Consider the following 20,497-nt stretch of genomic DNA (forward strand, 5'->3'; position numbering starts at 1 on the left):
CCCGCAGCAGGGCTCCGGCCCTGCTTTCTCAATTCACCTCGCCCAGTGAATCCAGAAAACGTGTTGCCGCCGGCGTCACCGAATCCGCCTGATAAATGGCATACAAATCTGCAGGCAGCCGTTCGCTGAGCGCACAAAAACGCACGCCCGGCCAGTGAATGCGCGCGTAGCTTTCCGGTAAAAGTGTAATGCCATTCCCGTTGGCCACCAGTGCCAGCGCAGTTTGCGGTTCGTTTACCTGATGTTTCACCTGCGGTAAGAAGCCGTATTGCCGGCACATCGAATACAGATAACTGCCAAGACCTGAAGCACTCATCGGCATCACAATGAAATCCTCATGCGCCAGCTCACTCAGTACCACGCTGTTTTTTGTCGCCAGCCGGTGGTGTTCTGAAATCGCCAGCGCGACGTTTTCCCGTCCCATCAGCCGGCTTTTCAGCCCCTGTGGCAGCGTCAGTTTAGCCTCACGCCAGATGCCAATATCGATCCGCTGCAATTGTAAGGCATCGATTTGCTGCACCGGGGTCAGTTCGGTCATCGTCCAGCTTATTTCCGGTGCATTTTTTCCAAAGCGGTTAAGGGCAGGCATCAGCGGGCCCCAGACTGCGGTACCGACGGTCCCCAGCTGAATATGCCCGACCTCCCCGCGCCCGATTTTACGTACCCGATGTAACGATCGGTTGATACCGTCGAGCATCAGCCCGGCCTCACGCATCAGCGCCGCGCCCGCCGGCGTCAGCGAAACAGATCGCGTGGTACGCAGAAATAACGGCGTACCCAGCAGATGTTCCAGCTCTTTAATGTGAAGGCTCAGCGGCGGTTGCGACATATTCAGCCGTACCGCCGCCTTACTGAAACTCAGTTCTTCGGCCACCACGCGAAAATAGTGCAATAACCGGAGATTGATCTGGCCGAGATCAAACACCGAATCGGTAAACGGACGTGTCATGCCGGACTCCGCAACATAATTTCTCTCTTAAATTTAATGAGTTACATTTATAGATTTTGTCTATAAATCCGCATAAAGAACGGTATTAGACCGTAAACGCTGCTCACACTAGCATTGCCCGCATCCTCCCCCTACTGTGAAAAATGAGAGAAGTGATCATGCTCAATAACCATGCTTTTGACTGCGCCGCGATTATTCGCCAGCGCGCCCCTGATTTTATTCCGCAGGCCGCACTGATTTTAGGCTCCGGCCTCGGTACGTTGTGCGACGACATGAGCGACGCAGTGACCATTCCCTACAACGAACTGCCGGGATTTCCGCAAAGCAGTGTCGCCGGTCATGCCGGTGAACTGGTACTGGGTTATCTGGAAAATGTGCCGGTGATGTGCATGAAGGGTCGCGGCCATCTCTACGAAGGGCACGGTATGTCAGTGATGACCTGTGCGGTGCGCACTTTTAAACTGCTCGGCTGCGAATTTATGCTGGCCACCAACGCCGCCGGGTCGATGCGTAAAAGCGTCGCGCCGGGTCGGTTAGTTGCGCTGACCGACCATGTCAGTTTCATGCCCGAATCGCCGCTGACAGGCCCGAATGACGAGCGTTTTGGTCCGCGCTTTTTCAGTCTCGCCAATGCCTACGACAAAGATCTCCGCGCACAACTTCACACCGTTGCCGCAGGGCTGAACATTGAGGTCGCAGAAGGCGTATTCGCGGCCTATACCGGCCCGAATTTCGAAACCCCGGCGGAAATCCGCATGATGCAAATTTTAGGGTGCGACGTAGTGGGCATGTCCATCGTGCCGGAAGTGATTTCTGCCCGTCACTGCGGGCTGAAGGTGCTGGCGATTTCCGCCATGACCAATTTCGCCGAAGGGCTTTCTGATACACCGCTTTCCCACGAACAAACCTTACGTTGCGCCAGGCTGGCCGTCGGAGATTTCACGCGACTGATCCGCGCCTTTTTCGCCCATCTTTCAGCCAGCGTAAAATAAGGAGCGGCTATGGAACAGGCATTCAACCGCCAGCGGATCAATATGATTTCCTGGCTAAGCTATTTCTTTACCGGCGCGCTGGTCTCCACACTCGGGATTGTTATCGGCCCCGTTTCGCAGGCCTTTGGCAAAGATCCGGGATTTATCGGCCAGATGTTTACGCTGATGAATATCGGTCTGTTCCTGCCGATCATGGTCAGCGGCGTGCTGATGCGTAAATTCAATCCGGGCAAACAGCTGATCACCGGTTCAGCCGTTTCCGTGCTGGCCTGCATTGCGCTTTTCCTGATGCCCACCATCACGATGTTTGGTATCGGCGTGTTCCTGATTGGCGCGTCGTCGGGGATCATGATGTCCATCGGCAGTTATCTGGTGGTACGTATTAATGAAGATCCGAAAAAACGCTCGGCGAATTTAATCCTCACCGATTTCTTTTTCGCTCTGGCGGGCGTGGTGCTGTCGCTGCTGCTGGGCTATCTGTTCCAGCATGGCGCAAGCTGGCTGGCGATGTATGGCGTAATGGCGGTGCTGAGTCTGGCGATGATTGTGCTGTGCGTCGGGCAGACCTTCCCGTCGATTCCGCAGGCCGCACAAACCACGATGGCAACTGAAACTGAGGTGACGCGCTGGGGGATGTCGGTCTGGGTGCTGTGTTTTGCACTGTTTGCCTTCCTGCTGGCCGAGCCGATTTTTACCATGTGGCTGCCGAGCTGGCTGAAATCGCATTTCGGCATGGCGGCGGATCGGGCCGCATTTTATATCACGACGTACTGGACGGTGAAATCCATCGGCCTGTTTGTGAATCAGTTCACTGTCCGCTTCGTTAAGCTGCGCACTTATCTGCTGCTTTCCGCGTTTGTCGGACTGATGTGCCTGGCGGTTGCCGCTAACAGCGCGGACCCGATGTTGATCCTTGTTTGTGCCGGTTTGTTCGGTTTCTGCAATTCGGGGCTGTTCTCGGGCATCATGAGTTATGGCAGCTTGCAAGTCAGTAATTCTCCGCCGACGCTGACCTCTGCCTTGCTTACCCTCGGCACCCTTGGCACGCTAATTTTTTCCACACTCTCGTCGCTGGTATACAGCCGGTACGGTCTGTTCTGGGCGCTCAATAGCGCGACTGTGGCTTACGTTTTCCTGCTGCTGGCGCTGATTTTCGCCGCAGTAAACAGCAAAGCGGAAGCCCTGGAACAACAGCCTGCACGCTGAACGCGGTATCGTGCATATAAAAAAAGGAAGGCTTAAAAGCCTTCCTTTTCCCTCTTCGTTGCTGCGTTTATAGCTGCGGGCAACGTTGCAAACTGTTTAGCCAGGATGTTTCAGGCTGAGCGGCCAGACGACGCGCGCGTCCGTGGCGACGTAAAATCAATCCTTTGTCCTGCATTTCACTCAGATCGCGTCTGATCGTTTCGAGACTTACATCCAGCGATTGTGCCAGTTCGCTTACCTGTAGTACTTCATGTTGTTCAACCAACTGAAGGATGGCCTGATGGCGATTTTTTTTAAGCACCGGTTATTCCTGTTTATATGACAGTTGTGTGACTTAAATCACAAATAACGGTAACTATCATACCCGCGTTACATTGTTAATTTTGGGATCGATCTCAATTATTCAGGAATCTCCGTCGAATTTTTACGCCCTTAGCGATTTTTGGTTCGCTGCGTTTCTCTGTCATACTGTGCGTATGCTTCATTTCCCCGCCCGGCTCTGGTGAAATTATCTGCACAACCGGGACGAATTACTGAGGATTTTTCATGGAATTCAATACTGCCGGTCTGATCTCGCTCGACGAAGCGCTGGATAAAATGCGTGCCTGTGTATCGCCTAAAATAATTCAGGATGCCGAATCCCTCCCGCTCGCCGGCGCGGCTGGCCGCATTACCGCCACCCCGGTGCTTTCGCCGGTTTTCGTCCCACCTTTTGATAACTCAGCCATGGACGGCTATGCCGTGCGCTGCGCAGATTTACAGGATGGTGCGGTTTTCCCGGTCGCGGGCAAAGCCTTTGCGGGTGCGCCTTTTCATGGCGAATGGCCAGCCGGAAGTTGTATCCGTATCATGACCGGTGCGCCGGTGCCTGCGGGCGCTGACGCCGTGATCATGCAGGAGCAGACCGACGTTTCGGATGCCGGTGTACGTTTCACGGCTGAAATCACCCGGGGCCAGAATATCCGTCTGACCGGTGATGACATAAAACGGGGCGACAGCGTGCTGCCTGCCGGTGTCCGGCTGGGTGCGGCAGAATTGCCACTGCTGGCTTCTCTGGGCGTCACCGATGTGAATGTCTGGAAGCCGCTGAAAGTCGCCGTATTTTCGACTGGCGATGAACTGCAGCCGGTGGGGACGCCTTTGCAGGAGGGGCAGATTTACGATACCAACCGTTTCGCTGTACGCCTGATGCTGGAAAAACTGGGCTGCACCGTGCTGGATTTAGGTATTATTCGCGACAATCCGCAGGCGCTGCGTAAAGCTTTTGAAGAAGCCAATGCTTTTGCGGATCTGGTGATTTCCAGCGGCGGCGTGTCGGTCGGTGAAGCCGATTACACCAGGCAAATTCTGGATGAACTGGGTGAAATTGGTTTCTGGAAACTTGCCATGAAACCGGGCAAACCTTTTGCTTTCGGCAAACTGAAAAACAGCTGGTTCTGCGGTTTGCCGGGGAATCCGGTGTCGGCCGCACTGACGTTTTATCAACTGGTTCAGCCCTTTATTGCGCAGTTATCCGGCCATACGGCCTGGAAGTTCCCGCCACGGCTGAAGGCAATAGCGGTGACGCCACTGAAAAAATCTCCCGGACGTCTCGATTTTCAGCGCGGTATATTCAGCACCAGCGCCGGGGGGCAACTGGAAGTACTTACCACCGGCCATCAGGGGTCGCATGTATTCAGTTCATTCAGTCAGGCCAACTGTTTTATCGTGCTTGAACGCGGGCGCGGCAACGTAGCAGCGGGCGAATCCGTTGAAATCGAACCGTTTAACGCCCTGCTGCGGAGCTGAACATGTCTCAATTGCCGGAACTGACGGACGCCGAAACCCTGCGTTATAACCGCCAGATCGTACTGAAAGGGTTTGATTTCGACGGTCAAGAACAGCTGAAATCCAGCCACGCACTGATTGTTGGTCTGGGCGGTTTAGGCTGCGCCGCCGCTCAGTATCTGGCTGCCGCAGGTACCGGCACGTTAACATTGCTGGATTATGACACCGTCTCGCTGTCAAACCTGCAACGCCAGACGCTGCATACTGATGCCCGGATCGGTATATCGAAAGTAGAATCTGCCGCTATAGCGCTGGCGGCAATCAATCCGCATATCGTTATCCATCAGATTAATGCACAGGCCAGCGACGACAGGCTGCGTGAAGTGATTGCTACCTGTGACGTGGTGGTCGACTGCACCGACAACGTCACCACCCGGAATCAGCTGAACGGTGAATGTTTCGCGCAGAAAAAACCGCTGGTTTCCGGCGCTGCCATCCGCATGGAAGGCCAGCTCAGCGTATTTACTTATCAGCCACATGAACCTTGTTATCAATGCCTGAGCCGGTTATTCGGTGAAAATGCGCTGACCTGCGTGGAAGCCGGGGTTATGTCCCCTCTGGTCGGCACTATCGGCAGTTTACAGGCGATGGAAACCATCAAACTGCTGACGAAATTCGGCGAAACGCCGCGCGGCAAACTGCTGATGTATGACGCCATGACGTTGCAGTTCCGCGAAATGAAACTGATGAAAGACCCGCATTGCGAAGTGTGTGGGGGTTTTTGAATCAGTAAATTCAGACACAAAAAAACCGCCTTTATCGGCGGTTTTCTATTTTTTATGACACCCAAAACAATTCGCAAAATCATTCGCGTTGTATCAAGGCGGCAACTGCACGAATCCCCGGGAGCTTACATCGGTAAGTGACCGGGGTGAGTGACCAATCTGCCGGGAGCAGATTGGAACGCTGCTTGCAGCGGCTCCTTCAGGAGCGAGGCCCATGGATGGGCCGAGTAACGCAGCCAACGCCGAGACAACGCGAAGGATGCAGCGAATTAACTATTGATGCCCTGACTACGCAGGTAGTCTTCATAATTACCGGAGAAGTCGATCACACGCGTCGGGGTCATTTCCAGAATACGGGTTGCCAGAGAGCTGACGAATTCGCGGTCATGAGAAACGAAGATTAGCGTGCCTTCGTACATTTCCAGTGCCATGTTCAGCGACTCGATGGATTCCATATCAAGGTGGTTGGTTGGTTCATCCATAATCAGAATGTTAGGGCGTTGCATCATCAGTTTCCCGAATAACATACGACCTTTTTCACCACCGGAAAGCACTTTCACTTTCTTCTTGATATCGTCCTGACCAAACAGCAGACGGCCTAACACACCGCGTACGGCCTGCTCGTCGTCTTTCTCGGATTTCCACTGGCTCATCCAGTCGAAGACGTTCAGGGTTTCGTCGAATTCATATTCGTGATCCTGCGCGTAATAGCCGATCTTGGCATTTTCAGACCATTTTACTGAACCACTTTCCGGCTCATGCTCACCGACCAGCGTTTTCAGCAGGGTGGATTTACCGATGCCGTTGGCACCCAGAATCGCGACTTTTTCGCCCACTTCCAGCATCAGGCCGAGATTTTTAAACAGCGGACCGTTGTCAAAACCTTTGGTGATTTTTTCCACTTCCAGCGCATTACGGAACAATTTCTTGTCCTGTTCAAAACGCATGTAAGGGTTCTGACGGCTGGATGCTTTGATTTCATCAAGCTGAATTTTATCAATCTGACGGGCACGGGAAGTCGCCTGTTTAGATTTTGAGGCGTTCGCGCTGAAGCGGCTGACAAACGATTGCAGTTCTGCAATCTGCGCTTTCTTCTTGGCGTTATTGGCACTGAGAAGTTCACGGGCCTGCGTTGCCGCCGTCATGTATTCATCGTAGTTGCCCGGATAAACACGCAGTTCGCCGTAATCCAGATCCGCCATGTGCGTACACACCATGTTCAGGAAGTGACGGTCATGCGAAATGATGATCATGGTGCTGTTACGTTCGTTCAGCACCTGCTCCAGCCAGCGAATGGTATCGATGTCCAGGTTGTTCGTCGGTTCGTCGAGCAGCAGAATTTCCGGATCGGAGAACAACGCCTGCGCCAGCAAAACACGCAGCTTAAAGCCCGGCGCGATTTCGCTCATCGGGCCATAATGTTGTTCGACAGGAATGCCCACACCCAGCAACAATTCACCCGCACGGGATTCTGCGCTGTAGCCGTCCATTTCACCGTAAGCGACTTCCAGATCAGCCACTTTGTAGCCGTCTTCTTCACTCATTTCCGCCATTGCGTAAATACGGTCGCGCTCTTCCTTCACTTCCCACAATTCAGTGTGGCCCATGATAACGGTGTCCAGCACGCTGAACTGTTCGAAGGCGAACTGATCCTGGCGCAATTTACCCAGACGCTCGTTCGGGTCCAGCACGACATTACCGCCAGAAGGCACTAAGTCGCCACCGAGGATCTTCATGAAAGTGGACTTGCCACAACCGTTCGCGCCAATCAGGCCATAACGGTTACCGCCGCCAAATTTCACGTTAATGTTTTCAAATAACGGCTTGCTGCCGAATTGCATGGTGATGTTGTAAGTACTTAGCACAACGCTCGCTCTTAATTGGGAAATGTGATTTGGCGCGCATTATGCCACAACGGCGCGTCAGGATCGCCTGTAGTTGTGGTCATTTTTCACTCAATAGCTAAAAAAATGCCTGACAGGGGACTTTTCAGAAAGCAACAAAAGCAAAAACCCGACCTAAGCCGGGTTTTCCAGAACAACGGTTGAAATCAGAAGTTGTAGCCGATTACACCGTAGTAACCCCAGCCGGTGGACTTCACATCGAAGTTACCGTTACCGAAGTTCAGCTCAGCGCCGTCAGCCCACTGGCCGCCGTTATGGAAGTAACGCGCCACGAACGAGTAATGCCAATGTGTGTAGTTCAGCGACAGGATATGGCTGGAGGCGATAGAGTTGTTAGAACGCGCTTTATTGCCGTTCAGATCACGGAAATCGTCATCGCCCAGTGAGGAACCCCAGTCGAAGTTGGTGAACCCGATATAGCTCAGGTTGCCGCCCCATAATTGCGTCAGAGGAACGAAGTATTTCACTTTGAAACGGTAACCGTCCCAGCTGTTTTCATTCGCCGCGCCGTAGTTTTCCCACTGATATTTCGCATACACGTTCAGGGACAGGCTCATCGGCAGACCGGTGTCGATGTCGGTGCCCAGACCCATGTACCAGGTATTCTGACGGTTATCGCTGTCCGGCCCCATATCGTAGATATAGTTGTTCGCGAAATACCATTCTTTGAACGGACCGAAACTCAGATCAGTACCGGTCAGTTTATCGATAGAAAAACGAGGTTCAATTTCCATAAACAGCGGAGAACCGTTTTTATCCCAGATACCGGTATCATTGCCGTTACCGGCGCCGAAGGTTTTAGGAATATCGATATAGCCGTAGAAATCAAACCAGTCTTTGTGTGCAAACGCTTCATATTCAAGGTAAACATCGTTACGCAGCGTAGGCCCGAAACGGGTATCGGCGCTACCTACAACGTTGACACTCTGGTGCCACCAGTCAGAAACAAATTCGCCCTTGCTATCATCAGCGAGCACGGTCGCGCTGTAGGACAAAGCCATCAAAGCGCCTGCTGCAATAATTGTATTTTTCATATTTTTACCAGAAGCGGGGGGTGGAACAACGCCTTGCCACCTTCAGGCGTTGCATAAAACAAACCCTAAAACTGTGATCCGCAACCGATTGCTGCACATAGTGCAAAAAACCTGCAATTTCCAGTTACTTCCTACAAGAGTCGACTTTTCTTAGCTAATAAATAGATTTGGTCAAGGTTTGTCAATTTCTGTTTCATTCCGATACATCTCCAATGTGATATCGATCACAATAATGTTTCAGCATAATTTTATTTCTACGGTCTGATGCAGAAAATCACTGTTGATAAAATGACCATACCGTTATTTGTCATGCTATAATTACGACAAATAATGGTATGGAGGTATACATCATGAATTCAAAAATTACCGGGCTGTCTTCCGGCTCTGTGCAAGATTCTGCAACGCCGCTTTGGCAATCTGCGGGCCTGCCCGCAAGCAGCGGAATCAGTTTGATAAATGCCATACAAAAAGGATTTCCGGTTGATAGTATCAGCCGTCTTAATACTGAGCTGGGATGGCCAAAAATGGTGTTACTGGAAATCATGGGCATTAATGAACGCAACTATGCGCGGCGTAAAGCCGGGAACGGCTTGCTGAAAAGTGAAGAGAGTGAACGGGTGGCACGGCTGGTGCGCATCGTGGATGCCGCCACTGATTTGTTCGAAGGTGATCGTGTCTCGGCGCTCGAATGGTTCACCCGCCCTGCTCCGGCACTCGATGGTTCACGTCCGCTGGAACTGCTGTCTTCTGAAGCTGGCGCGGTAGAAGTCAGCCGTCTGATTGGTCGTCTCCAGCACGGTGTTTTCAGTTGAAGCTGTTTCGTATCGTGCAGACCCGCCATCTGGCCACAGCCTGGTCGGGAGCCGGTGCGCAACTTTATGGCGGCCGCTGGAATCCGCCGGGCAGACCGGTAGTCTATGTCACCACCAGCATCTCGCTGGCGATTCTGGAAATTCTGGTACATGTGCAAAACAGTATGCTGATGCGCGCCTATACTTTACTGAGTATTGAAGTACCGGAGGAATGGCTTGATACGCTTGAAGTTTCAGAGCTGCCCGCCGACTGGCGCAGTGCATCAGCACCTGACAGCACACAGCGTCAGGGTGATGACTGGCTGGAGGAAGGTGAGTATGTCGGGCTGAAAGTGCCGTCAGTGATTGTGCCGTCAGAATACAACGTATTACTTAATCCGCTGCACCCGAGGTTTGGGGATTTGCTGAGTTCTGTCGAACGCGAACCGATGATGTTTGACCCGCGCCTTCAGTAAAGCACGGGCCCGCTCCCGGTCAGAAGATCACTGTGCTTTCCGGTTGCTGCGATAAATCAGTGCCAGCGCAATGACAAGACAGGGAATAGCCGCCACCCGGTGCCATGACAGCGCGATCTGCGGGTTATCCAGCCAGCCGAAATTATCAATAAGCATGCCCATCGACAGCTGACCGAGAATAACCGCGACCGTTGCCGCCGCCGTCCCGACCCGGGGTACCGCAGTCACCATCACAATAATGTAAGGCACGCCAAATAATGCGCCCGCGAGTTGCCACTTCGGCACGGTGAGCAAGGTTTCCGGTTGCGGTGTTTGCAAAAACAGCACCAGTACCGCGGTAATGGCAGCTCCGACGCTGAACGTCAGGAATGCACTTTTCAGCACCCCCACCTTCTCGCCTAACTGTCCGTTCACTGCCGCCTGCATACTCAGCGCGGCCCCCGCCACAATGGCCAGAATGATCATAATCAGTTCAGTCATGGTTCAGTCCCAGGCAATCAAAACAAGTGCTGCAACGATAAACAGCAGTGCCAGCAGGCGCTCACCGCCGACTTTCTTATGTGGCGTACCAAACCAGCCGTAATGGTCGATCAGCACACTTTTCGCCACCTGCCCTGACAAAATCGCGATCATGGTCATGCCGATACCAATAACCGGTGTCGCGAGCGTCAGTACTACCACATAGACCGGCCCGAGCACGCCGCCCAATAACTTCCAGCCCGGTTGCGTACTGAACGACGGTGCATTACGCGGGCTGAAAAACAGCACCAGCAGCCCGGTCAGCACCGCACCCACGCCAAAAATACTCAGTGTGGCCCATAAATGCCCCACTTCAGTACCCAGCGGGCCTATCAGCCCGGCCTCCAGTGAAAGCCCCATCCCCGCCAGGATGACCAGCGGAATTAACATCAGATTCATCATTGTCCTGCTTTTAGTTTTTTCGAAACGGCAACTATAACGTGGCACAACTATGCGAAAAACAGCACAATCAGGAAAATAGTTTTGCGGAAAATGCACAGATGAACGGTTTTAATCAGATCAACATCCAGTCTTTACGCCTGTATATCGCAGTACTCGACCAGGGGAATTTCTCAGAAGTGGCGCGGCGTGAGGCGATGTCGCCGTCAACCGTATCGCGGGTGATTTCCCAGCTGGAACAGGCATTACAAACACAACTGCTGTATCGCAATACGCGCGCCGTCAGCCCGACTGAATCCGGCAAACTGCTGGCCGGCCATGCGCGGCAGGTGCTGGCGCAGTTAGATCTGGCGGCTCTGGATTTGCAGGAACAGGACAGTGAACCCGGCGGACTGGTACGCATCAATGCACCGGTAGTGTTCGGTCAGCGACATCTTGCGCCGTGGTTGCATGAGCTGAGTACCCGTTATCCGCGTCTGAATATTGAGCTGATGCAAACCGACGATTTTGTCGATCCGTTGCAGGACAGCGTTGACTTGCTCATCCGTATCGGCGTGATGGCGGATTCCACTCTGCAGGCACGCACGCTCGGCCATCAGACTTTCCGTCTTGCCGCCAGCCCTGCGTATCTTGCCCGTGAAGGAACGCCCGGATCGCCGGAAGATTTGGCCGGTCACAGTTGTCTGGTGTTCAAGGGATTTGCCGGTTCGCAGCGCTGGTACTTCCGTCAGCCGGATCAGGAATGGCACTCGCTGCATCTGGGGGGATTACTGACCAGCAATAACGCAGAAACGCTGACGCAGGCGGCTATCGACGGTATGGGGCTGGTGGTCTTTCCCACCTGGCTGATTGGCGATGCCCTGCGCGACGGACGGCTGGTCAGCGTGCTGGAAAGTTATCAGGTATCGACCTCGCCGGAACCGCAGACAATATCAGCACTGTATCCGAACAGCCGCCGCCCCTCGATCAAAGTCCGCGCGGTGATTGATTTTCTGGTGGAGAAATTTGGCAGTCCGGCGTACTGGGAGTGAGGCGTTGCACTAAAGCTTTTTTAAAGACAGATCGAGAATATTTCGGTTTTTCAAGTACTGCGATCACCTGACCCGCCGCGCCGAAACCGACCAGAGGGGAAAAGCTTTTCCCCTCTGAACTCCCCTCGCTTTTCTCAACACGCGCTCCGCTCGCTGGCTATGTTTCAGGTATCACCGCGACAGGCTGGAAATCTTGCCGCTGCGCGGTTTCCTCACTCGGTCCTGAAGCCTTTGGTCTTCAGGCCGCTCCGTTCGGCAAGATTTCTAAACCGCCCGCAGGATCTTAAATTCAAAACCAATCGGTTTTTCAAATCAAATATGGTGAGGTTGTGAAGTTGAAGCCTGAGGCCGGTTCCAAAATCACGCCGCAGGAGAGGTGAAAAACCGCGCGTCTTTATGCGCGGGTTGTAACCCGAACGGAGGGAACCGCGCAGCGGCAGGATTTTGCGGCAATCGCTGTGGTTGATGAAACATAGTCAGCGAGCGGCAACGCGCAGTTTAAGAGCCAGGGATTCTTAAGGGTGGCGGCGATAAGCCACCCTTAAGGCCAGTGTGGGTGGCAACCCACGGTTTTGACTTTGAAGTTGAAGTTGAAGTTGAAGTTGAAGTTGAAGTTGAAGATTAAATCCTCAACTCCATCCCCACATGCGGAATCCCATCTTCATCGTAAATTTCGGTATACGCCACAAACCCCAGTCTGCCGTAGAAGCCCTGTAAATGCGCCTGAGCGGAAATCGCGACGCGCTCACCCGGCCAGTGTTTCTGGCAGGCAGCCAGTGCCTGTTCCATCAGCTGATGGCCCAGTTTCAGGCCACGGGCGGAAGGCGCGACAATCACCCGGCCGATAGCCACGTCTTCCGCATGACGTAAAATTCGTGCATAGGCGGCAGGTTTTCCCTCCAGCCAGGCGACGATATGACGGTTTTCTCCGGTCAGATCCTGCCCGTCGATATCCTGATAAATACACGTTTGTTCCACCACAAACACTTCGCTTCGCAGTGCCAGAATGGCGTAAAGCTGCGCCGCGCTCAGTTCGCTGTGATGGTAATCCTGCCAGTGAAGTGATGATAATCCGCTCATCAATGAATGCCCTGCCTGTTTTCTGAAAGCCAAAAAAAAGAGATATTCCTGAGAATATCTCTTTTTAACACCGGTTTTACAGCTAATTGATCAGGCAGATTTTTTTAGCGGCTGGGTACGGACCGGGGCATCGCCTGCGGTGTAATACTGCGCAGTACTGCGGGGTAATGGCTGACGGCCACGAATTTTATCGGCAATCTTTTCGGCAATCATGATCGTCGTCGCATTCAGATTACCGGTAATGATCTGCGGCATGATAGAAGCGTCAACGACGCGCAGCGCCTGCAATCCGTGAACACGCCCTTCTCCGTCGACCACGGCCATCTCATCAGTGCCCATTTTACACGAGCATGACGGATGGAACGCGGTTTCCGCATGCTCACGGATAAAGGCATCCAGCTCTTCGTCAGTCTGCACATTTTCGCCCGGGCTGATCTCGCGGCCACGATAAGGATCCAGCGCCGGTTGATTCATGATTTCACGAGTGATGCGGATAGCATCACGGAATTCCTGCCAGTCCTGCTCCGTCGCCATGTAATTAAACAAAATGCTCGGATGCTGGCGCGGATCTTTCGATTTCACCTGAACGCGGCCACGACTTGGGGAACGCATTGAACCGACATGCGCCTGGAAACCATGCTCTTTTACTGCGTTACTGCCGTTGTAATTAATCGCCACCGGCAGGAAGTGATACTGAATATTCGGCCAGGCAAATTCTTCACGGCTGCGGATAAAACCGCCCGCTTCAAACTGATTGCTGGCACCGGTGCCGGTGCCTTTAAACAGCCATTCGGCACCAATCGCCGGCTGGTTATGCATCTGTAATGCCGGATACAAAGAGACCGGCTGCGTACAGCTGTATTGCAGGTACATTTCCAGATGATCCTGCAAATTCTCGCCGACGCCCGGCAGGTCGTGTACCAGCGGGATATTCAGACGGTTTAGCAGTTCAGCCGCACCCACACCGGAACGTTGCAGAATTTGCGGAGAGGCAATCGCGCCGCTGCACAGCAACACTTCGCGTTTCGCCTTCGCTGTTTTGGCGTTGTATTCGTCACCGTGGAAATAGCTGACACCTACCGCACGCTTGCCGTCGAACAGGATCCTGTCGGTCAGCGCGTGGGTTATGATAGTCAGATTGGCGCGCGGTTTGGCCTGATCCAGATAGCCACGGGCCGTACTCGCACGGCGGCCTTTTGGCGTTACGGTTCTGTCCATCGGGCCAAAACCTTCCTGTTTGAAACCATTCAGATCATCCGTGCGCGAATATCCCGCCTGCACACCGGCTTCTATCATCGCGCCAAACAGCGGATTATTGCCGTTTTTAGGTGTCGCCACACTCACCGGCCCTTCGCCACCGTGGAAGTCATTCGGGCCGATATCGCGGGTTTCTGCTTTACGGAAATACGGCAGACAGTCCAGATAGCTCCAGTCTTCCAGACCCGGTGCTTTCGCCCAGTTATCGAAATCCATTGCGTTACCGCGGATGTAACACATGCCGTTAATCAGCGACGAACCGCCCAGACCTTTACCGCGCCCGCATTCCATGCGGCGGTGATTCATATGCGGTTCCGGGTCGGTTTCATACGCCCAGTTGTAACGGCGTCCCTGTAACGGAAACGCCAGCGCCGCAGGCATTTGCGTGCGAAAATCCAGACGATAATCCGGGCCGCCCGCTTCCAGCAGCAAAACGGTCACATTGCTGTCTTCCGTCAGACGGGTAGCAAGTACGTTGCCGGCAGAACCCGCACCGATGATGATGTAATCGTAATCCATTGAATCTCCTCTGTTGCAGCGGATCAAAATACTGAGCTGAATTCGCCCAGTTCGACCTGCACGGATTTGATTTGGGTGTAATGCTCAAGCGTGGTGAGGCCGTTTTCACGCCCGACACCGGAATGTTTGTAGCCACCGACCGGCATTTCTGCGGCGGATTCGCCCCAGGTGTTCACCCAGCAGATCCCGGCTTCAAGTTTATGAATCGCGCGATGAGCACGGTTGAGATCCTGCGTCACCAGCCCGGCGGCCAGGCCATAGTCAGTATCATTGGCACGGCGGATCACTTCTTCTTCACTTTCATAGGTCAGAATGCTCATTACCGGCCCGAAAATTTCTTCCCGGACGATCAGCATGTCATCACGACAGTCGGTAAATACTGTTGGCGCGACGTAGGCGCCTTTGGCGTATTCGCCGGTCGTGATGCGCTCACCGCCTGTCAGTAAAGTCGCCCCTTCACGCTTGCCGCTTTCGATGTAACGCAGCACTGATTCCATGTGCGCGAAACTGACCAGCGGGCCGAAGTTGACGTTTTCATCGGTCGGATCGCCTGAGCGGATACGTTTCACCCGCTCCAGTACTTTGGCTTCGAACGCTTTATGCAATGCGGCGGGTACAAACACCCGGGTACCGTTGGTGCATACCTGACCGGAGCTGTAAAAATTCGCCATCATGGCAATGTCGGCGGCTTTATCGAGATCCGCATCATCAAAGATGATCAACGGCGATTTACCGCCCAGTTCCATGGTTACTTCTTTCAGTGTGGAAGCCGAGGCGCTGGCCATCACTTTCTTGCCGGTTTTAATGCCGCCGGTGAACGAGACTTTGGCAATATCCGGATGCTCCGTTAACGCCTGGCCGACACTGGCCGCACCCGTCACCACACTGAACACACCATCCGGCACACCGGCTTCGGTGTAGATTTCAGCCAGTTTCAGGGCCGTCAGTGACGTGTTTTCACTCGGTTTGAACACCATCGCGTTACCGGCTGCCAGCGCAGGGGCCGATTTCCACAAGGCAATCTGAATCGGGTAGTTCCATGCACCGATACCGGCGACCACGCCCAGCGGCTCGCGGCGGGTATAGACGAATGACGAATCACGCAGCGGAATTTGCTGCCCCTCAATTGCCGGAATTAACCCGGCGTAATACTCCAGCACATCCGCACCGGTGACGATATCCACGGCCAGTGTTTCAGAAAGCGGCTTACCGGTGTCGGCTGTTTCAATGGCCGCCAGTTCGTCGTTGCGCTCGCGCAGAATATCCACGGCGCGGCGCAGAATACGGGCGCGGCTCATGGCAGTCATCGCAGCCCAGACTTTCTGGCCTTTCTGCGCGGATTTCACGGCCAGATCGACATCCGCGTGCGTGGCGGATTGCACGGTCGCAATCACTTCGCCGTTGGCCGGATTGACTGCGTCGAAGGTTTCATCCCCGGTGCTGTCCTGAAAACGCCCGTCGATATAAAGTTTTTGCTTGCCGTAGCGGGACATATATCTCTCCTCGGTCTGTGCGGTCTGAAATTTTTCAGCCCGGTTTACTGCCCAATGGCATGCGGTGCGATCTGCGATTCAATATGGCGGTGTGTAATTTGCATCGCCTCAGCGTGGTTGAACGCTTTACCGCTGAGGGCCCCGCGCAGCCACAAGCCATCAATCAATGCAGCGGTGCTTTGCGCCGCGAGACGCGCCTCATTTTTTGGCAGAAAACGTCTGAATTCAGCACATAAATTTGAATAGAGCCGGCGGCTGTTAACCTGTTGCAGCCGGTACAACTGCGGGTGATGCATGCTGCTCGCCCAGAAGGCCAGCCAGGTTTTCATCGCCGCGCTGTTGGTCTGACTGTCATCAAAGTTGGCTTCGGCAATCGCATGCAACCGCGCCGTCGGTGCGGTATCCGTCAGTTGCGACAGCCGCAACTGTACGCCTTCCCCCAGGTGACTGAGTAAATAACGCATGGTCGCTTCCAGCAGACCGTTCTTGTCACGAAAGTAGTGACTGATGATGCCATTTGAGACGCCAGCACGGCGGGCAATTTGCGAAATCGACGCATCGTGCATCCCGACTTCGTTCACTGCGGCCAGTGTTGCCTCAATTAATTGCTGCCGCCTGATGGGCTGCATTCCTACTTTGGGCATGGTTCCGGCTCCTGAAAATGAGCGGGTTGAACGCGCTTAACAGCCTTTTTTTGCGCTCCTGCTCAACCTTGTTTCAACGCTCTGACGCCCTCTATTTAACTTTTTTTTGATTGAACGTTCAATTAAAAATGCATATATTTTATTACCAATACGTTAGTAATTTGTATGAATTCTGGAACCTTAAAGCATCCAATTTATTGAAAAATAGTGATTAATTAACATAACAGGGGAAAAGATGGCGATTGCCAATACGACAGAGAAAAAGAGCGAAAAACCGCGCGACCAGCTGAACAAGGTGGTGTTTTTCACCTCCGCCGGGCTGATTTTAGCCTTCACATTAATGACCATTTTCTTCACCGGTTTATCGGGAAAATGGATCAGCCTGACCCTTAACTGGGTGTCGGCCACCTTCGGCTGGTATTACATGCTGGCGGCTACGCTGTACATCGTGTTTGTAGTGTTCATAGCCTGTTCACGTTTTGGTTCGATCAAACTGGGCCCTGAACAATCCAAACCCGAATTCAGCATGATGAGCTGGGCCGCAATGCTGTTTGCTGCGGGTATCGGTATCGACCTGATGTTCTTTTCCGTTGCTGAACCGGTGACGCAATACATGTTGCCACCGGAAGGAAACGGGCAAACGCTGGAAGCCGCGCGACAGGCCATGACCTGGACGCTGTTCCACTACGGTCTGACCGGCTGGGCGATGTATGCGCTGATGGGGATTGCACTGGGATATTTCAGCTACCGCTATAATCTGCCGCTGACGATACGTTCGGCGCTGTACCCGATTTTCGGTAAGCGCATTAACGGCCCGATCGGCCACAGTGTGGATATCGCTGCCGTGGTCGGCACTATTTTCGGTATCGCCACGACGCTCGGCATTGGTGTGGTACAGCTTAACTATGGCCTGAAAGTGCTGTTCCACATTCCGGAAAACCTGACCGTGCAGGCCGCACTGATCCTGCTTTCTGTGATTATGGCGACGGTGTCGGTGACATCCGGTGTTAACAAAGGCATCCGTATTCTGTCGGAACTTAACGTGCTGCTGGCGCTGGGGCTGATTCTGTTTTTACTGTTCTTCGGCAATACCGAATTCCTGCTCAATGCGCTGGTGCTCAATATTGGCGATTACATCAACCGCTTTATGGGCATGACGCTTAACACCTTTGCCTTTGACCGCCCGACGGAATGGATGAACAGCTGGACGCTGTTTTTCTGGGCCTGGTGGGTAGCGTGGTCGCCGTTTGTCGGCCTGTTCCTGGCGCGTATCTCACGCGGACGCACCATTCGTCAGTTCGTGCTCGGCACGCTGATCATTCCGTTCGTCTTCACCCTGCTGTGGCTGTCAATTTTCGGTAACAGTGCGCTGTATCAGATCCTGCATGGCAATCTGGATTTCGCCAACGAAGTGATTTCACACCCTGAACGCGGCGTTTACAGCCTGCTGGCGCAGTATCCGGGCTTTACGCTGAGCGCGTCCGTTGCGACCATCACCGGCCTGCTGTTTTATGTCACCTCGGCCGATTCCGGCTCGCTGGTGCTGGGTAACTTCACCTCGAAACTGGCAGACATTAACAACGATGCCCCAAACTGGCTGCGGATTTTCTGGTCTGTCACCATCGGTGTGCTGACGTTGGGGATGCTGATGACAGACGGGGTTTCCGCGCTGCAAAACACCACGGTGATTATGGGTCTGCCGTTCAGCTTTGTGATTTTCTTCATCATGGCCGGATTGTATAAATCACTGCGCCTGGAAGATTACCGCCGCGCCAGTACCCAGCAGACTCTGGCACCGCTGCCTGCCACCAGCGACGCGGCGCTGAACTGGAAGCAGCGCCTGTCACGGGTGATGAATTATCCGGGCACACGCCATACGCAGAAAATGATGGACACCGTATGTCGTCCTGCCATGCAGGAAGTGGCGCTGGAACTGGAACTGCGCGGAGCAAAAGTCACGTTTACCGAGCACGGGCCGCAGGAAGACGAGAAAATCGGGCCATTGGAATTACAGGTCGCATTGGGCGAAGAGCAGAATTTTGTCTATCAGATCTGGCCGGTACGCTATGCGGTGCCTGCCTTTACCTATCGCGCACGCGCCGGTAAATCACATTATTACCGTCTGGAAACTTTCCTCCTTGAAGGGACACAGGGCAACGACCTGATGGACTTCACCAAACATCAGGTCATCAATGACATTCTGGATCAGTACGAACGTCATCTGAACTTCCTGCATATCAACCGCGAAGCGCCGGGAAACACCCTCACCTTCCCCGAACAACCGGTCTGATACAAGCCCGCCAGAAACCCGCGCAATGCGGGTTTTTTTATACGCGTTGACTCCTTTCCCCGAAGAAACGGCATTAACAGCGGCAGCCGCTCACGTTCGCGGATTGTGATTAATGTGCGTAAACCGGCTGGTTAAGCTTTTCAGCTTTGTGCACATCATGACTTTTCACCCCGGCACTGGAGAGTTTTTCTTCCACTTCCTCAATATCTTCACTGTCGATTTCCAGTGATTCCTGATCGATTCCCTGAGCAGGCGTCAGTGCCAGTTCGACCAGGATAGGAAAGTGATCTGAGCCCATAAATTCAAGACGTTTAAGATCAACCAGTGTGAAATCTTTGCTGTGGAAAACATGATCCAACGGCCAGCGCAGGAACGGATAACTGGCGTGGAACGTGTTGTACATGCCGCGACCGCGACGCGGATCCAGCAGGCCGCTGATTTTCATAAACAGGCGCGTGGTGCGCGACCACGCCACATCGTTCAGGTCACCGGTGACAATCGTCGGGTAAAGCGCTTTGGCGGCGGTATGACCGACGGCGATAAGCTCACCGTCACGCGACGTAGATTCATCCGCTTCGGTCGGGCTGGGCGGCATCGGATGCAGACAGTGCAAAATCACCCGCTCACCCGACGGCAGTTCAGCGCGAAAATGCATAGAAGGAATGTCATCAGCCACCAGATACTGAATCTTCGCTGCGTGCATCGGCAGGCGCGAATACACATGCATACCGTACAGATTATCAAGCGGGCAGCGCAGGCTGTGCGGATAACTGGCATCCAGTTCTGCCATCTGATCTTCCCACCACTGATCAGTTTCCAGTAGCACCAGAATATCCGGCTGATAATGCCTGACCTGCGCCAGTAACTTTTCCGGATCACGGTTGGTGGTCAGCACGTTGCTGTTCATGATCTTGATACGCGAATGGCCGTTGGGGACCGTTTTCTTCACCTGAACCGGATACAGGCGGGTATAAGGCAAAATCCACCAGCTCTGATACGCCATGCATCCCACGGTCAGGATGATAACGGTGGTGGTGATCGCATCACCGAACGGCATGATCGCCAGTTCGGTCAGCAAAAAAAACAGACACAGGGAGGCCATCTGTAACCGCGGAAAATCCCAGACCCGCACCCACCAGCGCTGATTTTTAGAAAGAGGAAGGAGCGTCAGCAAAGTCATAATGACCGTCAGTCCGCAAATGATGATTCGTAACGCTTGCATCGGTTATCAACCCTGATAAAAAAGCAAAAATAATACCCGCCATAGACGGGTATTTGTTGTTAACCGATTGTGACTGAAAAACAGGGAGATGTCGCCGCCTTCTCCCCTGATCAGAAAAAGGCGACAGATTTAGCCAGGA

Annotated in this window: 19 protein-coding genes; 8 read left to right on the top strand and 11 right to left on the bottom strand. The window is 53.5% G+C overall.

Annotation, left to right across the window (positions count from 1 at the left end):
- Positions 1–28: 28 nt before the first annotated feature.
- Positions 29–949 carry a LysR family transcriptional regulator gene (locus ACOZIO_RS06455; RefSeq protein WP_129991241.1) on the bottom strand — a complete coding sequence of 307 codons (921 nt, stop codon included), beginning with the start codon at positions 947–949 and terminating at the stop codon, positions 29–31.
- A 158-nt stretch (positions 950–1,107) separates the two neighbouring features.
- Between ACOZIO_RS06455 and xapA the strand changes: the two genes are divergently transcribed.
- Together xapA and tsgA are read left to right on the top strand one after the other, a co-directional pair.
- The gene (xapA, locus tag ACOZIO_RS06460; RefSeq protein ID WP_129952438.1) at positions 1,108–1,941 is read left to right on the top strand and encodes a xanthosine phosphorylase; all 834 of its coding nucleotides are present in this window, start codon (positions 1,108–1,110) and stop codon (positions 1,939–1,941) included.
- A 9-nt stretch (positions 1,942–1,950) separates the two neighbouring features.
- Positions 1,951–3,147: an MFS transporter TsgA gene (tsgA, locus tag ACOZIO_RS06465; protein ID WP_258453646.1), complete on the top strand. Its 1,197-nt coding sequence runs from the start codon at positions 1,951–1,953 to the stop codon at positions 3,145–3,147.
- A 67-nt stretch (positions 3,148–3,214) separates the two neighbouring features.
- On the opposite strand, the gene ACOZIO_RS06470 is transcribed toward tsgA, so the two are convergent.
- Positions 3,215–3,448, bottom strand: coding sequence for a DeoR family transcriptional regulator (locus ACOZIO_RS06470; RefSeq protein WP_013574728.1), 234 nt, complete (start codon positions 3,446–3,448; stop codon positions 3,215–3,217).
- Between the two features lie 245 nt (positions 3,449–3,693).
- On the opposite strand from ACOZIO_RS06470, the gene moeA reads away from it, so the two are divergent.
- Together moeA and moeB are read left to right on the top strand one after the other, a co-directional pair.
- Positions 3,694–4,935, top strand: coding sequence for a molybdopterin molybdotransferase MoeA (gene moeA / locus ACOZIO_RS06475; protein ID WP_217158829.1), 1,242 nt, complete (start codon positions 3,694–3,696; stop codon positions 4,933–4,935).
- A 2-nt stretch (positions 4,936–4,937) separates the two neighbouring features.
- Positions 4,938–5,699 (top strand): molybdopterin-synthase adenylyltransferase MoeB, encoded by a 762-nt coding sequence (gene moeB / locus ACOZIO_RS06480; protein WP_217233492.1) that lies wholly within the window; start codon positions 4,938–4,940, stop codon positions 5,697–5,699.
- Positions 5,700–5,968: 269 nt separating this feature from the next.
- Here moeB and ACOZIO_RS06485 read toward each other — a convergent pair whose 3' ends face one another.
- Together ACOZIO_RS06485 and ACOZIO_RS06490 are read right to left on the bottom strand one after the other, a co-directional pair.
- A complete protein-coding gene (locus ACOZIO_RS06485) occupies positions 5,969–7,564 on the bottom strand; it encodes an ABC-F family ATPase (RefSeq protein WP_129952434.1) in 1,596 nt (531 codons plus the stop codon).
- Positions 7,565–7,749: 185 nt separating this feature from the next.
- A complete protein-coding gene (locus ACOZIO_RS06490; protein WP_129952433.1) occupies positions 7,750–8,637 on the bottom strand; it encodes a nucleoside-specific channel-forming protein Tsx in 888 nt (295 codons plus the stop codon).
- 350 nt (positions 8,638–8,987) lie between these two features.
- Here ACOZIO_RS06490 and parS point away from each other — a divergent pair, with 350 nt between their 5' ends.
- Positions 8,988–9,449, top strand: coding sequence for a type II toxin-antitoxin system Xre/ParS family antitoxin (gene parS, locus ACOZIO_RS06495; RefSeq protein ID WP_129952432.1), 462 nt, complete (start codon positions 8,988–8,990; stop codon positions 9,447–9,449).
- Positions 9,446–9,904, top strand: a complete 459-nt coding sequence (locus ACOZIO_RS06500; RefSeq protein WP_421595115.1) for an RES family NAD+ phosphorylase — start codon at positions 9,446–9,448, stop codon at positions 9,902–9,904. The genes parS and ACOZIO_RS06500 overlap by 4 nt, the downstream gene beginning before the upstream one ends.
- Positions 9,905–9,931: 27 nt before the next feature.
- Here ACOZIO_RS06500 and ACOZIO_RS06505 read toward each other — a convergent pair whose 3' ends face one another.
- Both ACOZIO_RS06505 and ACOZIO_RS06510 read right to left on the bottom strand, forming a co-directional pair.
- Positions 9,932–10,384 (bottom strand): DMT family transporter, encoded by a 453-nt coding sequence (locus ACOZIO_RS06505; protein ID WP_129952430.1) that lies wholly within the window; start codon positions 10,382–10,384, stop codon positions 9,932–9,934.
- Positions 10,385–10,387: 3 nt separating this feature from the next.
- Positions 10,388–10,822 carry a DMT family transporter gene (locus ACOZIO_RS06510; protein ID WP_217139064.1) on the bottom strand — a complete coding sequence of 145 codons (435 nt, stop codon included), beginning with the start codon at positions 10,820–10,822 and terminating at the stop codon, positions 10,388–10,390.
- A gap of 101 nt (positions 10,823–10,923) precedes the next feature.
- Between ACOZIO_RS06510 and ACOZIO_RS06515 the strand changes: the two genes are divergently transcribed.
- Positions 10,924–11,853 carry a LysR family transcriptional regulator gene (locus ACOZIO_RS06515; RefSeq protein ID WP_217158872.1) on the top strand — a complete coding sequence of 310 codons (930 nt, stop codon included), beginning with the start codon at positions 10,924–10,926 and terminating at the stop codon, positions 11,851–11,853.
- Between the two features lie 621 nt (positions 11,854–12,474).
- Here ACOZIO_RS06515 and ACOZIO_RS06520 read toward each other — a convergent pair.
- The 4 genes from ACOZIO_RS06520 to betI all read right to left on the bottom strand — a co-directional run bounded on the left by ACOZIO_RS06520 (position 12,475) and on the right by betI (position 16,846).
- Complete coding sequence (locus ACOZIO_RS06520) at positions 12,475–12,933, bottom strand: GNAT family N-acetyltransferase (protein WP_129952428.1); 459 nt, start codon at positions 12,931–12,933, stop codon at positions 12,475–12,477.
- 90 nt (positions 12,934–13,023) lie between these two features.
- A complete protein-coding gene (gene betA, locus ACOZIO_RS06525) occupies positions 13,024–14,709 on the bottom strand; it encodes a choline dehydrogenase (protein WP_129952427.1) in 1,686 nt (561 codons plus the stop codon).
- A 23-nt stretch (positions 14,710–14,732) separates the two neighbouring features.
- On the bottom strand, positions 14,733–16,202 hold the full coding sequence (betB, locus tag ACOZIO_RS06530) for a betaine-aldehyde dehydrogenase (protein ID WP_129952426.1): 1,470 nt from the start codon (positions 16,200–16,202) through the stop codon (positions 14,733–14,735).
- Between the two features lie 44 nt (positions 16,203–16,246).
- On the bottom strand, positions 16,247–16,846 hold the full coding sequence (gene betI / locus ACOZIO_RS06535) for a transcriptional regulator BetI (protein ID WP_421595116.1): 600 nt from the start codon (positions 16,844–16,846) through the stop codon (positions 16,247–16,249).
- A 235-nt stretch (positions 16,847–17,081) separates the two neighbouring features.
- On the opposite strand from betI, the gene ACOZIO_RS06540 reads away from it, so the two are divergent.
- Positions 17,082–19,136 carry a choline transporter gene (locus ACOZIO_RS06540; RefSeq protein ID WP_129952424.1) on the top strand — a complete coding sequence of 685 codons (2,055 nt, stop codon included), beginning with the start codon at positions 17,082–17,084 and terminating at the stop codon, positions 19,134–19,136.
- A gap of 109 nt (positions 19,137–19,245) precedes the next feature.
- Here the strand turns inward: ACOZIO_RS06540 and ACOZIO_RS06545 are convergent, their stop codons facing one another.
- Positions 19,246–20,358 (bottom strand): endonuclease/exonuclease/phosphatase family protein, encoded by a 1,113-nt coding sequence (locus ACOZIO_RS06545; RefSeq protein ID WP_129952423.1) that lies wholly within the window; start codon positions 20,356–20,358, stop codon positions 19,246–19,248.
- Positions 20,359–20,497: the final 139 nt, after the last annotated feature.

This window comes from Rahnella sp. PD4, from assembly GCF_049199325.1.
Lineage (GTDB): Bacteria > Pseudomonadota > Gammaproteobacteria > Enterobacterales > Enterobacteriaceae > Rahnella > Rahnella perminowiae.